The organism is Pseudomonas sp. IT-P395, from assembly GCF_949767675.1.
Classification (GTDB): domain Bacteria; phylum Pseudomonadota; class Gammaproteobacteria; order Pseudomonadales; family Pseudomonadaceae; genus Aquipseudomonas.
Window position 1 is genome coordinate 454783 of sequence record NZ_CATKPW010000011.1, and the last position, 15725, is coordinate 470507.

General features: G+C 59.0%; 13 protein-coding genes and 1 pseudogene. 5 read left to right on the forward strand and 9 right to left on the reverse strand.

Going from position 1 to position 15725, the window contains the following annotated elements; all coding sequences use genetic code 11:
• The first annotated feature begins 157 nt into the window (after positions 1-157).
• On the forward strand, positions 158-2284 hold the full coding sequence (locus ACM6IN_RS10540) for a TonB-dependent siderophore receptor (protein ID WP_095111879.1): 2127 nt from the start codon (positions 158-160) through the stop codon (positions 2282-2284).
• A 638-nt stretch (positions 2285-2922) separates the two neighbouring features.
• Here the strand turns inward: ACM6IN_RS10540 and ACM6IN_RS10545 are convergent.
• The 4 genes and pseudogenes from ACM6IN_RS10545 to ACM6IN_RS10560 form a co-directional block, all read right to left on the reverse strand.
• Positions 2923-3921 (reverse strand): NADP-dependent oxidoreductase, encoded by a 999-nt coding sequence (locus ACM6IN_RS10545; protein WP_414915943.1) that lies wholly within the window; start codon positions 3919-3921, stop codon positions 2923-2925.
• Between the two features lie 56 nt (positions 3922-3977).
• Positions 3978-4817 (reverse strand): alpha/beta fold hydrolase, encoded by an 840-nt coding sequence (locus ACM6IN_RS10550; RefSeq protein WP_414915944.1) that lies wholly within the window; start codon positions 4815-4817, stop codon positions 3978-3980.
• A gap of 5 nt (positions 4818-4822) precedes the next feature.
• Positions 4823-5604 (reverse strand): annotated as a pseudogene (locus ACM6IN_RS10555) (SDR family NAD(P)-dependent oxidoreductase).
• Between the two features lie 60 nt (positions 5605-5664).
• Complete coding sequence (locus ACM6IN_RS10560; RefSeq protein WP_414915945.1) at positions 5665-6765, reverse strand: alkene reductase; 1101 nt, start codon at positions 6763-6765, stop codon at positions 5665-5667.
• Between the two features lie 141 nt (positions 6766-6906).
• Here ACM6IN_RS10560 and ACM6IN_RS10565 point away from each other — a divergent pair, with 141 nt between their 5' ends.
• Together ACM6IN_RS10565 and ycaC (ACM6IN_RS10570) are read left to right on the forward strand one after the other, a co-directional pair.
• Positions 6907-7503, forward strand: a complete 597-nt coding sequence (locus ACM6IN_RS10565; RefSeq protein WP_414916088.1) for a TetR family transcriptional regulator — start codon at positions 6907-6909, stop codon at positions 7501-7503.
• Between the two features lie 128 nt (positions 7504-7631).
• Positions 7632-8264, forward strand: coding sequence for an isochorismate family cysteine hydrolase YcaC (ycaC, locus tag ACM6IN_RS10570; protein WP_414915946.1), 633 nt, complete (start codon positions 7632-7634; stop codon positions 8262-8264).
• A gap of 82 nt (positions 8265-8346) precedes the next feature.
• Here the strand turns inward: ycaC (ACM6IN_RS10570) and ACM6IN_RS10575 are convergent, their stop codons facing one another.
• Genes ACM6IN_RS10575 through ACM6IN_RS10585 form a run of 3 tightly spaced genes read right to left on the reverse strand, consistent with a single transcriptional unit; the run spans position 8347 to position 11863 of the window.
• Positions 8347-9585, reverse strand: coding sequence for a nucleoside permease (locus ACM6IN_RS10575; protein ID WP_414915947.1), 1239 nt, complete (start codon positions 9583-9585; stop codon positions 8347-8349).
• Positions 9586-9627: 42 nt separating this feature from the next.
• Positions 9628-10710: a sugar phosphate isomerase/epimerase family protein gene (locus tag ACM6IN_RS10580; RefSeq protein WP_414915948.1), complete on the reverse strand. Its 1083-nt coding sequence runs from the start codon at positions 10708-10710 to the stop codon at positions 9628-9630.
• Positions 10700-11863, reverse strand: coding sequence for a Gfo/Idh/MocA family protein (locus ACM6IN_RS10585; protein ID WP_414915949.1), 1164 nt, complete (start codon positions 11861-11863; stop codon positions 10700-10702). Before ACM6IN_RS10585 ends, ACM6IN_RS10580 begins: the two co-directional genes overlap by 11 nt.
• 204 nt (positions 11864-12067) lie before the next feature.
• Here ACM6IN_RS10585 and ACM6IN_RS10590 point away from each other — a divergent pair, with 204 nt between their 5' ends.
• On the forward strand, positions 12068-13078 hold the full coding sequence (locus ACM6IN_RS10590; RefSeq protein WP_414915950.1) for a LacI family DNA-binding transcriptional regulator: 1011 nt from the start codon (positions 12068-12070) through the stop codon (positions 13076-13078).
• A gap of 189 nt (positions 13079-13267) precedes the next feature.
• Positions 13268-13900 carry an isochorismate family cysteine hydrolase YcaC gene (ycaC, locus tag ACM6IN_RS10595; RefSeq protein ID WP_007915995.1) on the forward strand — a complete coding sequence of 211 codons (633 nt, stop codon included), beginning with the start codon at positions 13268-13270 and terminating at the stop codon, positions 13898-13900.
• 57 nt (positions 13901-13957) lie between these two features.
• On the opposite strand, the gene ACM6IN_RS10600 is transcribed toward ycaC (ACM6IN_RS10595), so the two are convergent.
• The gene (locus tag ACM6IN_RS10600) at positions 13958-14887 is read right to left on the reverse strand and encodes a LysR family transcriptional regulator (RefSeq protein WP_414915951.1); all 930 of its coding nucleotides are present in this window, start codon (positions 14885-14887) and stop codon (positions 13958-13960) included.
• Between the two features lie 93 nt (positions 14888-14980).
• On the reverse strand, positions 14981-15691 hold the full coding sequence (locus ACM6IN_RS10605) for an SDR family NAD(P)-dependent oxidoreductase (protein ID WP_414915952.1): 711 nt from the start codon (positions 15689-15691) through the stop codon (positions 14981-14983).
• Positions 15692-15725: the final 34 nt, after the last annotated feature.

Here is a 15725-nt window from a genome sequence, read left to right on the forward strand (position 1 = left end):
CGCCTTGCCAGGATGGAGTCATGAGTTCGGCTCATGAATCCTGACCAACATGACAAATAAGAATAAGTTTCAATTACACGATCTCTGGTATACCATCCGCGCCGCTGTTCTGGCGGTTTTACCCTTCGTTCTGGCCTATTCGTAAGGTTTTCATTTCATGCGTCGTACTCTGCTTTCAATTTGCGTGCTGCAGGCGTTGTCTTCTTCCTCGTGGGCCGAACAGGCCGATTCAACATCCTCAGCGCTAGAGCTGGAGGCGACCGACGTGGTCGGTACAGCGGATTACGAACGGGCCGACGGCCCGGTGCAGGGTTATCGCGCTACACGTTCCGCCAGTGCCACGCGCACCGACACCTCAATCCATGAAACTCCGCAATCGATCAGCGTAGTGACCAAGGATGCGGTCGAAGACCTCGGCGCCACGCGCCTGCAAGACGCACTGGATTACGCCGGCGGCGTTGGCCGGGCAAACAATTTCGGCGGGCAGGGATTGACCACATTCACCGTGCGCGGCTTCACCACCGGCGAGTTCTACCGCAACGGTTTCCCGATCAATCGCGGCTACCCGAACATGCCCGACGCCAACACCATCGAGCGTCTGGAAGTGCTGCGCGGGCCGGCGACGATGCTCTACGGTCGTGGCGATCCCGGCGGCACCTTCAACGTTGTTTCCAAGCAGCCGTTGGCCGAGCGCACAGTCACCTTGGGCAGTCAGTTGAATGATCAAGGCATGAAGCGCGGCACGCTGGACGCCTCCGGCCCACTGGATGAAGAGGGGCGCCTGGCCTATCGATTGAACGTGGTGGGCGAGGGCGGCGATACCTTTCGCGATCACGTCGAGACCGAGCGCTACGGCGTCACGCCAGTGCTGACCTGGCAGGCCAGCGATACCACGCGAGTGATTTTCGAGGGTGATTTCATGCGCAATAATCATCCACTGGATCGCGGCGTGACGCGTTACGCCAAACAGATCGGCACCGCCTCGCGCGACACGTTTTTCGGCGAGAAAGACGCCGGCAAATTGCACAACGACAACAACATGGCGCAGCTGCGATTCGAACATCTGCTCAATGATGACTGGACGCTGGGCGGTGGTTTTCAGTGGCTCGACGGCTCGCTTGAGGGCAATGCGATCGAAGCCAACGGCATTGCTGATGACGGTCGAACCCTGGGGCGCAATTTCAACTACCGCAAACTGGAGTGGACCGACAAGGACACCCAGCTCAATCTGACCGGGCATTTCAGTACCGGCGGCTTGCAGCACACCTTGCTGACCGGCATCGAGTATGAAGATTACGACTACAAGTCGATCATTCAACGCTCCAGCGGCGCGGTCGGCGCCTACCCGATCGACATCTTCGATCCGGTTTACGGTCAGCCGCGCCCGGCATTGACCCGCACCCCGACCCACGACAAGGAAAACCTCAAGACCTACGCGGCGTTCGTCCAGGATCAGGTGGCGTTGACCGAGCGTCTGAAGGTGCTGGCCGGGGCGCGTTTTGAGCGTTTCGAACACGACTATGAAACCTACGTACCAGGCGGTAAAAACTGGCAGGCCAGCGACAACGCGGTGACCCCGCGCCTCGGCGTCACCTACGATCTGACTGAGACGCTGGCGGTCTATGCCGACACCGCGCGCTCGTTCAAGCCCAATACCGGCGCGAGCCGCGTGGGCGGAGGCTTTGCACCGGAGAAAGGCAAGTCCTACGAAATGGGCGTCAAGTGGGAAGCGCTGGATCATCAGTTGAGCGTCGACGCGGCGATCTATCAGATCGAAAAGCGCAACGTGCTGACTACCGACCCGGTGGACTCGACCTTCAGTGTGGCGGCCGGGGAAGTACGCAGCCGTGGTTTCGACCTGAACGTCGCCGGCAACCTGACTCCTGAATGGCGCGTCATCGGCGGCTACGCCTACGTGGATGCCGAAGTGACCAAAGACAATGTGATCCGTTCGGGCACGCGACTGATGAACATTCCGCAAAACAGCTTCAGCCTGCTCAACGTCTACGAATTTCAGGACGGCACGCTTAAAGGCCTGGGCCTGGGTACCGGACTCAAGTACGTCGACGAACGCGCCGGGCAAACCGCCAATACTGCGTTCTCGATGGACAGCTACACGGTTGTCGATTTGCTCGGCTTTTATAAGGTCAACGAGAAGGTGCGGCTCAATCTTGACGTGAAGAATCTGTTTGACCGGGATTATGAAGAGGGCGCGTTTGGTAATGTCTACGCCTATCCGGGCGCGCCGCGAACGGTGCAGGTTGGGATTTCCTACACCTTGTAAGCCGAGTTCGACGCTGCAACGGCTGCCCCTCACCCCAGCCCTCTCCCGGGGGAGAGGGAGCCGACCGAGGTGTCTTGCGCTATGCATCGACCTGACAGATCGCGTCGATTACGGGTTCATCCGCAATGCTTGGTGGTATTGGATTCACAGCCGTTATTGCACGTCGGCGCTCATCGCCAATATTCCCCAATCGGTTCCCTCTCCTTGGGGGAGAGGGAGCCTATGCATCGCGTCGATGATGGGTTCATCCGCAATGCTTGGCGATATTGGATTCACAGGCGCTATTGCACGTCGGCGTTCATCGCCAATATCCCCCAATCGGTTCCCTCTCCTGGGGGAGAGGGCTAGGGTGAGGGCAGCTGTTTCGGCCCTCGCCACTTAGCCAGTGACACTACCTTCCGGTGTTTTTCCAGCAAACTCATGCGCGTTGAACACTTAGGGCTCAAGCATCAAGGGCCGCCATACGATCGGAGCAACTCCAAGTATCGCGTTGTGCTGCTTGGGGTCGGGCGTCTCGTGGTTCGCAGATTCAGGTGAGTGTTTGTTCTCCGTGTCTTGCGGTTCGTCGGCGGGGGGCTTTTCGGTGTCGCAGGCAACGTTATCCATGGGTCTTTCGCCAGATGATTACAGGCAGGCAACTATTTGATCTGCACGATTACCTTGCCTTTCGCACGGCCCTGTTCGACGTAAGTCAGGGCTTGGCCCGCTGACTCGAAGGCGAAGGTGCGGTCAAGCACGGGCCTTATTTCACCGGCTTCAATCAGCGTGGTGATTTCCTGCAGTTGTGTACCGCTCGCCCGCATGAACAGGAAGCTGTAACGGGCATCCTGCTTGCGCGCCTTGCGCCGAATACTCAGGCTCAACAAGCGCATGACTTGCCGCAGCGGCCAGGCCAGGCCTTGCGCCTTGGCGAACTCGGCAGTTGGCGGGCCTGATATGGAAATCAGCTGACCACCCGGTTTGAGTACCTTGAGCGAGTTTTCCAGAACGTCGGAGCCGAGGCTGTTCAGCACCACGTCGTAGTCGCGCAGTTCCTCCTCGAAGCGCTGCTGTTTGTAATCAATCACCACGTCTGCGCCCAACGCTTTAACCCATTCGACATTCGCGGTGCTGGTGGTGGTCGCGACAACAGCGCCGAGGTGCTTGGCCAGTTGAATGGCGATTGTTCCGACACCGCCGGAACCGGCGTGAATCAAGACCTTCTGACCCTTTTGCAAACGGGCGATGTCGACCAGCGCTTGCCAGGCTGTCAGAGCAACCAAAGGAATGCCGGCGGCTTGTTCCATGCTGAGGTTGGCGGGCTTTAACGCCACGGCGTTTTGGTCGACGGCGATTCGCTCGGCGAACGTGCCGATTCGCTGTTCGGGCACGCGCGCATACACCGCGTCGCCGGGCTTGAAACCCTTGACCGCTGCGCCAACCTCAATCACCACGCCGGCACAATCGTTGCCCAGCACCAAGGGCAATGAGTACGGCAGAATCAGTTTGAATTCGCCGCTGCGAATCTTTGAATCGAGTACGTTGACGCTGGCAGCATGCACTTCAATCAGCACGTCATGGGCGCCGGATACAGGCTCGGAGACATCGCCAATGCGCCCGTTCTGCTTGCCGTAGCGATCGATAAAATAAGCTTTCATGGTGGGGACGGCTCTCACGGTTCTGGGGGAGGGCTGGGTTGCCTGAGCAGATTGGCTCAGCTGTCGAGAAACGCCTGCGCCTTGCTGACAAAGTCAGCGTAGTTCTGGAAAATCGCGCCGTGTCCGGCGTCTTCATAAATGATCAATTGCGCGTAGGGAATACGGTTCATCAGGTCAATTGAGTTGACCGTGGGCACCATGATGTCGTTGTCGCCGTTGACCACCAGCGTCGGAATTTGCAGGCCGCCAAGGTTCTGCGGTGTCTGTTTTCCCCATGCCTTGATGGCTTTCAACTGCCGTAGAAAAGCGCTGGGTGTCGGGCGCTTGTCGCGATCTTTGCGGCGTTCTTTCAAACGTTGCAGAAAGTCTGTCGCGGCCCGCCGTCCGTTGGCGGTTGTGGTGAAAAACAGATGGAACTTGGGATCGCGCAGGGTCAGCAAGCCCTTGAACATCAGTGGCCAGGAAACCGTTCCGACCCTGGCGATACCGACTCCGCCAGCCGGTCCGGTGCCGGTCAGAATCAGGCGCCGCACCAAGGTTGGGTCTTTGAGCGCGATGTCCTGAGCAACGAATCCGCCAAGGGAAAAACCCAGCAGATCGACGCTGGTGAATTCCAGCGCAGCGATCAGGCTGATGACATCATCGGCCATCTGCGCGACGGTCAGGGGCGCGGTGCCGCTTGAGCCACCGACACCGCGATAGTCAATGGCGATCACGCGCCGGTTTCGCGCCAGACCATCGACGATTCGCGGGTCGAAGTCGTCGAGTACTGCTCCCCAATGATTGAGCAGGATCAGCGGCACCGCCGATTTCGGCCCGAGGTCTCGATAGGCGAAGGCCGTGCCGCCAACCAAAATCGATTGGTTGGCGGCGTTGACGAAAAGCGTCTGCGCCATTGCACTCACGCCAGATAGCGCTGGGCGACCGCCGACTGGCGAATCTGCGCCAACAGGCCTTGCCGCGCGGTCTGCAAGGCATCCCAGCGCTCACCTTCATGCAGCGGCGGAATGGTCACCGGCTCGCGACGATCGAAACCGACCAGCGCGCATCGACCAGATCGCTGACTTCCATGATCTCGCTCAAGGTGTTGATGTCGATGCCCGCGCGATCCCAGATCTCGGTACGCGTCGCGGCCGGCAGCACGGCTTGCACGTAGACGCCCAGTGGCGACAGTTCCAGGCTCAGCCCCTGAGACAGGAACAGCACAAACGCCTTGGTCGCGCCGTACACCGACATGCCGAACTCCGGGGCCAGACCGACCACCGAGCCGATGTTGATAATCGCGCCGTCACCGGCCTTCGCCAGACGGGGAGCGATGGCACTGGCGAGCCGCACCAGTGCTGTGGTGTTGAGGGCGACCAGATTGGCCACTTTGTCGGTGCTCTGCTCGATGAAGTTGCCGGACTGCGCAGCGCCCGCGTTATTGACGAGGATGCCAATGCGCGCATCGTCGCGCAGGCGCGTTTCGACGGTGTGCAGATCGCTGAGTTGGGTCAGGTCGGCCTGCAGCACATCAATGGCAACGCTGTGTTCGCTGCGCAACTTCGCGGCGAGTGTTTCCAGGCGCTGAAGATCGCGGGCGACCAGCACCAGATCATGCCCGCGTTGGGCGAAACGTTCGGCGTAAACCGCGCCGATGCCGGTCGAGGCGCCAGTGATAAGAACAGTAGGGTGGGCGTTCATAGGGTCATCTCTTTTCAAAAAAACGATTAAGGAGAGGCAGTAAATGCGCTGGGGCTCGGCTTACTGGGCAGAAGCGCTCCATTCAGCCAGGGTCGGGTAGTCGATGTAGCCTTCCGCGCCGCCGCCATACAGGGTGGCTGGGTTGAAACCGGCCAACGGCGCACCGGCCGCCAGGCGCTCGACCAGATCGGGATTGCCAATGAACGGGCGACCGAAGGCGATCAGATCGGTGTGGTCCTCGGCAATCCGCGCGTTCGCGAGGTCGAGGTCGTAGCCGTTGTTGGCGATGTAGGTGTTTTTGAAACGCTGGCGCAGAGCGCCGAAATCGAACGGCGCGACATCGCGCGGCCCGCCGGTTGCGCCTTCGACCACGTGCAGATAAACGATGCCCAGCGCGTCGAGTTGCTCGACGATGTAATCGAATTGCCCTTGCGGATCGCTGCTCGAAACACCGTTGGCCGGCGACACCGGCGAGAGGCGAATACCGGTGCGATCTGCGCCAATCTCGGCGACGACTGCTGCCGTGACTTCCAGCAACAAGCGCGCACGATTTTCAATTGAGCCGCCGTAGGCATCGGTGCGCACGTTGGCGCCATCCTTGATGAATTGATCGAGCAAATAGCCGTTGGCGCCGTGGATTTCCACACCATCAAACCCAGCGGCGATAGCGTTGACCGCTGCCTGGCGGAAATCGTTGACGATCCCCGGGAGTTCGCTGATGTCCAGTGCTCGCGGCGCGGAAACGTCTTCAAAGCGGTTGTTGACGAACACTTTGGTCGCCGGGCGTATCGCGGAGGGCGCTACAGGTGCGGCGCCGTTTTCTTGAAGATCAACGTGTGAAACACGACCGACATGCCACAGTTGCAGAAAGATCTTCGCGCCTTTTTCGTGCACCGCAGCGGTCACCTTGCGCCAGCCATCGATCTGCGCCTGTGTGTAAATCCCCGGGGTGTCCTGATAGCCCTGGCCTTGTCGGGAGATCTGCGTCGCTTCAGAAATCAGCAGGCCAGCGGAGGCGCGCTGGCTGTAATAGGTGGCTGCGAACTCACTGGGCACAAAGCCTTCGCCCGCTCGATTGCGGGTCAGCGGCGCGAGAACAATTCGATTCGCCAGTGTCAGGGAGCCAAGCGTGTACGGCGTGAACAGATTTTGATCGGTCATGGGGTTTGATCCGTGCCTGTGAATGAGCAGCGATAATGTCTGTAATTAGGATGATGATCGAAATCTAAACTGTCAACGATTTTGATTATGGCCGACATCTATGTATCATCGGCGCATGATTTTTCAGCGGAGGTATTGCACGTGAGAGTCACCAAAGCCCAGGCGCAGGCAAACCGCGAGCACATCGTCGAGACCGCCTCGGTGCTGTTTCGTGAGCGAGGTTTTGACGGTGTCGGCGTCGCGGATCTCATGGCGGCGGCCGGATTCACCCACGGCGGTTTCTACAAACACTTTGGCTCGAAGGCCGACCTGATGTCCGAAGCCTCGGCCAACAGCCTTGCGCGCTCGTTGGCCAGTGCCGAAATGGTCGATGTTCAGGGCTTCATCGACGCCTATGTGTCGAGAGAGCATCGGGACGGGCGGGGCAGCGGTTGCACCATGGCCGCTTTATGCGGCGACGCAGCGCGTCAGTCTGACGATGTGAAAACGGCGTTTGCCGATGGGATCGAACGCACGCTGCAGACGCTCGGCGACAAGTACCCGACAGGGCCCGACGCGGCATCTGGTGAGGGGCGAGTGAAAATGATCGACATGCTGGCGCGTGCGGTTGGCGCGATCATCCTGTCGCGGGCCTGCCCGGATGATTCAGCATTGGCCGATGAAATACTCGCGGTGTGTCACGCTGAAATGAGCGCGTCATTGTCGGTTTCTGCCGACAATGCAGAAGTGCCTGGTTGATAGGTATTGTCCTTTTTGAGTTGACGGTGAAACGCTTTTCAGCCGATTTATCCCGTCCCTGTGCGTCAGTAATCTGTACCCAACTTGAACGCAACAACAACTTCAAAAACTCAAAAGGGACGCAGACCATGACCACTCCAACCTACAACCGCCTGAACAAAGACGACGCTATCGTGCTGCTGGTCGACCACCAGACCGGCCTGATTTCCCTGGTGCAGGACTTCTCGCCCAACGAATTCAAGAATAACGTGCTGGCCCTGGCCGATCTGGCCAAGTTCTTCGAACTGCCGACCATCCTCACCACCAGTTTCGAACAAGGCCCGAACGGCCCGCTGGTGCCGGAATTGAAAGAGATGTTCCCGGATGCGCCGTACATCGCTCGCCCAGGTCAGATCAACGCCTGGGACAACGAAGACTTCGTCAAAGCGATCAAGGCCTCCGGCCGCAAGCAGATCATCATTGCCGGTGTGGTCACGGATGTCTGCGTAGCGTTCCCGACCTTGTCGGCGCTGGCAGAAGGGTTTGAGGTGTTTGTGGTCACCGACGCTTCCGGCACCTTCAACACCACCGTGCAACAAGCGGCGTGGAGTCGCATGACCCAGGCCGGTGCACAGATGATGAACTGGTTCTCGGTGGCCTGTGAGCTGCACCGCGACTGGCGCAACGACATTGAAGGCTTGGGCAATCTGCTGTCGCAGCGGATTCCCAACTACCGCAACCTGATGAACAGCTACTCGGCGCTGACCGCACAGCAGAAGTAAGTCGCGTAATGCAAACGAAAAGCCTGCCCTGAAAAGCAGGCTTTTTGTGTTTTCTGCCGCTGCACCTATCAGAACGGCGTTTTTAGACGGTCGACGGCATCCCCTCCTTTTCGCCGACACGGCCTTTGAACGCCAGTGCGAAACACAGCAGAACCACCACCGAAAATCCTGCCGGGAACAGCCATATACTTCTCCAGTCGTGGCCGTTTTGCGCGGTGAAGTGGTCAGTGATCTGACCCGCCACCCAGAATCCGATCAGCATGCCCACACCGTAAGTGGCCAAGGTGATCAGACCCTGAGCCGAGCTGCGGAAGCGCTCGGGCGCTTTGGCATCAGTGTAGATCTGCCCACAGACGAAGAAAAAGTCATAACACACGCCGTGCAGTGCAATACCGATCAGCAGCATGAACGCTTGGTCACCATTGTTACCGTAGGCGAACAACACATAGCGCAAGGCCCAGGCCAGCATCCCGACCAGTAAGGCAATCTTGATGCCGAAACGCTGGATGAACAGGGGTAGCAGAAGCATGAACAGCACTTCGGAGACCTGACCCAGAGCCATCTTCGCGGTGGGATTGGTGACACCGATTTCGGCCAGAAACGGATTGGCATTCTGGTAATAGAACGCCAGAGGAATGCAGATCAGGATGGATGCAAGAAAGAACACCAGATAGCTGCGATCCTTGAGCAAGCCCAATGCGTCCACACCCAGCATCTGCTTGATGCCTGGCGAATCGCCCGTCGACTTCAGCGGCGCCGTGTTCGGCAGGCTGAAACTGTAGAGGCCCAACACCAGCGAAGCCACGGCAGACATCAGGAACGTGTTGCGCAAACCGCCTGCAGCAATCGTCTGTTGAGCGTCCCAGGCAAAGCCGAAACTGATCACGATGCCAGCGATGATCCAGCCAATGGTGCCCCATACGCGGATGCGGGAAAACTCCCGGGCCGGGTCTTTGATCTGTCGGAAGGCTACCGCGTTGACCAGGGCCAGCGTTGGCATGTAGACCAGCATGTAGGCCAGTACGTAGGGATAAAACGCACTGAAATCAGGCGCGCGATAAAGCTGAAAGAGCAGCACCGCACCCAGCAGGTGCAACACCGCCAAGATGCGTTCGGCATTGAAAAAACGATCAGCAATCAGACCAACGAAAAACGGCGCAATGATCGCGCCCCACGACTGCGTGGAAAAAGCCATACCCACCTGGCCGCCGCTTGCTGCCAGTGTCGTGGTGAGAAAGGTGCCGAGGGTGACAAACCAGCCACCCCAGATAAAAAACTGCAGAAACATCATGACGCTGAGTCGCGCATTCATTACGTTCATTTCAATCACCGTATTATTTTTATGTCGGTAACAGCGTGGTAATCAGCGTTCGCCAAGGCCCAGCAGACGCCGGTTGGATTGCTCGTCAGCGCTCACACTGGCGAAATCGTCGAATGCCTTGCGGGTTCGGGTGATCATGTGTCGCTCGATGAAGGTCGCCCCTTCGGCAGCGCCTTGTGCCGCGTCTTTCAGGCAGCATTCCCACTCCAGCACGGCCCAACCGTTGAAGTCGTATTGGGTCAGTTTGCTGAAGATCGCTTTGAAGTCGATCTGGCCATCGCCCAGTGAACGAAACCGACCCGGACGATCAACCCAACCCTGATAGCCGCCGTATACACCGGACCTAGCGCTGGCGTGGAACTCCGCGTCCTTGACGTGGAACATGCGGATGCGCGCGTGGTAGCGATCGATGAAGCCCAGGTAGTCCATTTGCTGCAGCAACAGATGGCTCGGGTCATACAGAATTGCCGCGCGCGGATGATGATTCACCGCTTCGAGGAATCGCTCGAAAGAGGCGCCATCGTGCAGGTCTTCGCCGGGGTGGATCTCGTAACAGAGGTCGACACCGGCCTCATCGAAGCACTCGAGGATCGGCAACCAGCGTTTCGCCAACTCGGCAAAGCCCTGTTCCACCAGACCGGCAGGACGTTGCGGCCACGGGTAGACGTACGGCCAGAGCAGGGCGCCGGAAAAGGTCGCGTGGGCGGTCAGCCCCAAGCGCTGACTGGCGCGCGCCGCCAGTTTCAACTGGTTGATCGCCCATTCGGTGCGTGCTTGCGGCTGGCCACGTAGCGCAGCCGGGGCAAAGTCGTCAAAGAGAGCGTCGAACGCCGGATGGACCGCGACCAGTTGGCCTTGCAGGTGTGTCGACAGCTCGCTGATCACCACGCCAGCCTTGGCGCATATGGCGATGAGTTCGTCGCAGTAATCCTGACTCTCGGCGGCGCGTTCCAGGTCGATGAAGCGCGTGCCGAGGGTCGGCAATTGAATGGCTTTGTAGCCTTGAGACGCGGCCCATTGCGCGATGTTGGCCAAGGTATCGAAAGGCGCTTCGTCGGCGATGAATTGGGCGAGAAAGATGCCTGGGCCGCGCATCCCGATCGGGGGCTGTTGATCAACGCTCATTGGCGGGTGCTCCATTGGCAAGGTCGGGTATTTGAGTCCATTTGGCTTCTCCACGATGGTTGGCGATGGCAGTCTCGATAAAGGCCATACCGCGCAGCCCGGTGGCAATGCCTGGAACGCCGGGTGCGTCAGGGCCGCTCGCACCCTGGAAAATGGCTTGCGCGAGGTCGCCATAGAGATTGGCCATCGCCTCGAGGTAGCCTTCCGGGTGTCCGGCGGGCAAGCGCATGCGCCGCGTGGCGTTTGCGCACAGCCAAGGTTGACCAAGGCCTGAGCGCAGCACGCGCATCGGTTCATTCAAGGGTCGATGGATCAGACTGGCCGGCTCTTCCTGACGCCATTCCAGCCCGCCCTTGTCGCCATACAGGCGAATCTTCAGCGGATTCTCTTCGCCCGCGCACACTTGGCTGGCGATCAATACGCCGCTGGCGCCGTCGGCCATTTTGAACAGCATCGAGGCGTCGTCATCCAGTTGGCGACTGCTCAAATGTGACCCGAGCATCGCGCTGATGAACTGGATGGATTGACCGGCGACAAACTCCGCGAGGGAAAACGCGTGCGTGCCGATGTCACCGATGCAGCCACCAATACCGGACTGTTCAGGATTGTCGCGCCAGCCCGCCTGTTTGTTGCCTTGGCCAGCCACATCGCTGCTGAGCCAGCCTTGCGGGTATTCGACGAGGACTTTGCGCAGGCGCCCGATTTCACCGTTGGCGACCATCTCGCGTGCCTGCCAGACCATCGCATACCCCAGGTAAGTGTGCGCCAGGGCGTAAATTCGCTGGCTGTTGTTGACCACGCGGGCCAAGTCCTGCACTTGCGCCAGATTGAGCGCTGCAGGCTTTTCACTGAACACATGGAAACCCGCACTCAGTGCTGCACTGGCGATAGGGGCGTGCAGGTGATTGGGCGTGACGATCACCAGCAGTTCCATGCGCTGATCGGCCGGCAGTGCGTGTTCGGCGGCCAGCATGTCTTGCCAAGCGTCATAGCAGCGTTGTGCGGGAAGGCCCAAGGCCTCGCCACTGCGTTGATTGTTGTGTGCGTCGCGGCTGAACGCACCGCAGACCAGTTCGAAGCGTCCATCGAGGCCGGCGGCTTGCCGGTGTGCCTGGGCAATGAAGGCGCCTTCACCACCGCCGACGAAACCCATTCTTATTTTTCGACCTGCAGCAATCATGGCAATTGTCTCAGTGGATACATGCGGAACATTGATGATGTAACCGGTTACATCGTCGGCGAAATCTAGGCCTGAAATCAGCGAGTGTCAAACCGTGTCTGACGAATGCCAACGTTTCGGCGTGTGACGCTGTGCGGTAAGCTCGACGGCCGATTTGATTGAAAGAGCGAGGCAGTCTTGTCCAATATCCGCGAAGTGGCACGGCTGGCGGGTGTCTCGGTGGCAACGGTGTCGAGAACATTGAAATCCCCCGAGCGGGTGCTGCCCGATACCCGCGAACGGGTCATGGCCGCCGTCCAGCAAACCGGCTATCGACCGAATTTGATGGCGGTACAGTTTCGCTCGCGCAGAACGGGAAACCTGGTGATTCTGGTCCCGATCATTGCCAACACCTTTTTCGCCAGAGTGATCAGCGGCGCACAAAAAGCCGCGCAGGCCGCCGGATACCGGTTGCTGTTGTGCGACACCCAGGGCCAGGAATCGCTTGAGCGACAGTTCGCCCATCTGGTGTACGCCCATCAAGCCGATGGCGTCATTCAGTTGCGTGCCTATGATCCATTCGATGAATCCGCCGCCGAGCCAGTGCTGACCCCGATCGTCAATGCCTGCGAAGTCATCCGGCACGGACGGCATCCAACGATCAGTCTGGATAACGTTGCGGCGGCCAAAGCCATGACCGAGTACCTGATCGCGATGGGGCATCAGCGCATCGGACTGATCAAAGGACCCAAAGGCAGCCCGCTCACGCGTGATCGTCTGGCGGGGTATGAAGCGGCCCTGCGCGATGCCGGTCTCGCGCTCGATCACACGCTTATCTGTCACGGCGATTTCACGCTCGACGCGGGCTATTCGGGTGCCGGCAAACTGCTCGCGCTCGACAGCCGACCGAGCGCGCTGTTTTGTGAAAATGACGAAATGGCCATCGGCGCGCTCAAGCGAATCAAAGAGCAGGGGCTGCGCGTGCCGGAGGATATTTCTCTCGCCGGATTCGACGATATTCCAATGGCTGCGTACTGCGATCCACCGCTGACAACCATTGCCCAGCCCGCCGAAATGTTCGGCGAGAAAGCCGTGGAAATGCTGATTGCGCTGATCGAGAAACAGCCGTTGCCGCAACGGCATGTGGTATTGCCGTTCGCGTTGACGCGGCGTGACAGCACGGCGCGGGGACCTGCAGCTGATAAATGACCTCGTGACTGCTCCGCGCAGGTTTGTCAGTGGTGTCAGTTTTTCAGACTCACCGGCAGCCGGAAAATTGTCCCTTTTGAGTTGACGGTGAAACGCTTTTCAGCCGATTTATCCCGTCCCTGTGCGTCAGTAATCTGTACCCAACTTGAACGCAACAACAAATTCAAAAACTCAAAAGGGAAGCAGACCATGACCACTCCAACCTACAACCGCCTGAACAAAGACGACGCCATCGTGCTGCTGGTTGATCACCAGACCGGCCTGATTTCTCTGGTGCAGGACTTCTCGCCGAACGAGTTCAAAAACAACGTGCTGGCCCTGGCCGATCTGGCCAAGTTCTTCGAACTGCCAACCATCCTCACCACCAGTTTCGAACAAGGCCCGAACGGCCCGTTGGTGCCAGAGTTGAAAGAGATGTTCCCGGATGCGCCGTACATCGCTCGTCCTGGTCAGATCAACGCGTGGGACAACGAAGATTTTGTGAAGGCGATCAAAGCTACCGGTCGCAAGCAAATCATCATTGCTGGTGTGGTCACTGACGTGTGTGTAGCGTTCCCGACCTTGTCGGCGCTGGCGGAAGGGTTTGAGGTGTTTGTGGTGACTGACGCCTCCGGCACCTTCAACACCACTGTGCAGCAGGCTGCATGGAGCCGCATGACTCAGGCCGGCGCGCAAATGATGAACTGGTTCTCGGTGGCGTGTGAGCTGCACCGCGACTGGCGCAACGATATTGAAGGGCTGGGTAACTTGCTGTCGCAGCGGATCCCTAACTACCGCAACCTGATGAACAGCTACTCGGCGCTGACCGCACAGCAGAAGTAAGCCTGCGCGACCACACAAAAGCCTGCCATGAAAAGCAGGCTTTTGTGTTGCGCCGATTCAATCAGCGTCACCCGCCCACTCATCACGAAACTGCAACAGAAAGTCGACAAACGCCCTGACCCGTTGCGGCACATACCGGCCGTGCGGGTAGAGCAGGGTGTAAGGTCGCGAGCGCCCGGCGTACGGCTGAAGAACCTCGACCAAGCTGCCGTCCACTAATTCCTTTTCGACAATGAACTTGTACGTCTGGAAAACCCCGGCACCGTGTTTGGCCAGGGTAACACCGCCGAGCACATCATCAGAGCAGGAATAGCCACCGTCGGAAAACACTTCACGATCGTGGCCATTTTCCTGGAACAGCCAGGATATCCGCCGTCCGCTGCTCGGCAGTTCGAACTGAATGCATTCGTGTTGCACCAGGTCTTCCAGGGTCTTCGGTGTGCCAGCCTTTTTCAGGTAGTCAGGGGAGGCGACCACCACCAGTTTTGCATCCTCCAGCAGTCGCGCGACCATGGTCGAATCCGGTTGCGCGCGGACGCGGATCGCCAGATCGTAGCCTTCGCCGACGAAGTCGATATTGCGGTTGCCCAAGTGGATGTCGACAGTCACGTCGGGATAGAGCGCACGGAATTTGGGAAGCAGCGGCAGGATGCGGTGATGCCCGTAAGTGGTGGGAAGACTGATGCGCAACTGACCGGACGGTGAGGTCTGTGCGCCCATGACTTCTTGTTGCGCTTCGACCAGTTGCGTCAGCGCCTGGCTGCACTGGACGAAAAAGTTTCTGCCCGCTTCGGTCAAGCGAATGCTGCGTGTGGTTCGGGCAAACAGGCGCGAACCCAAGCGCTGTTCCAGACGCAAAATCGACCGGCTCACCGCTGCCGGCGTCACACCCGCAAGCTGGGCGGCGGCGGTGAAACTGCCGGCTTCAGCGGCGAGGCAGAAGAGTTCGATACTGCCCAATTGCAAGTCATCAAAGTGGCGCTTCATGTGAGTACACCGAGGGTCAACTGACGGTTCATTCTCAGGCTTATCTCATGAAGCGGCACCGCCGGTACACACCGGCGGTGCTGCGGGGAGGTATCAATGGCCAGCGCTCTGACCACCGTCGACATGGAGGATTTCGCCGGTGACGAAGTTCGCACTGTCCAGATAAAGGATCGCTTGCACGATGTCATCGATCTCACCCATATGGCCGACCGGGTGCAGGCTGCCGAGGGCGGCGTGAGTCTCTTCACCGTGCATCGGTGTTTTGATGATGCCCGGCGATACCGCGTTGACCCGAATACCACGCTTCGCGTACTCGATGGCCAGCGACTTGGTCGCGGCATTGATGCCACCCTTGGTCAACGAAGCGAGCACCGACGGCACGCCGTCAATCGCGTGGTCGACCAGACTGGTGGTGACACTGACGATGTGGCCGCTGGCGTTTTTCTCCATTTCGGCAATGGCCAGTTGCGAGATGTGGAAGAAGCCGCTCATGTTGGTCGCCACCACTTGTGCGTAGTCTTCCTTGCTGTATTCGGTGAAAGGCTTGGCGACGAATATCCCGGCGTTATTGACCAGCGTGTCGATGCGCCCGAAACGTGCGACAGCTTCGCGAATCACGCGCTCGGCAGTCTGCGGGTCGGCGATGTCACCGGCGACGGCGAGAACATCCGCGTCAGTGGACGGTTTGATCGAACGGGAGGTCGCGACCACCTGATAGCCGCGCTCACGGAAACCCTTGACCAGGCCTGCGCCAATGCCTTGCGAGGCGCCTGTGATCACTACAACTTTCTTGGACGTGTTCATGATGTTTCCTCATGCAATCTGGATGATTTGAATA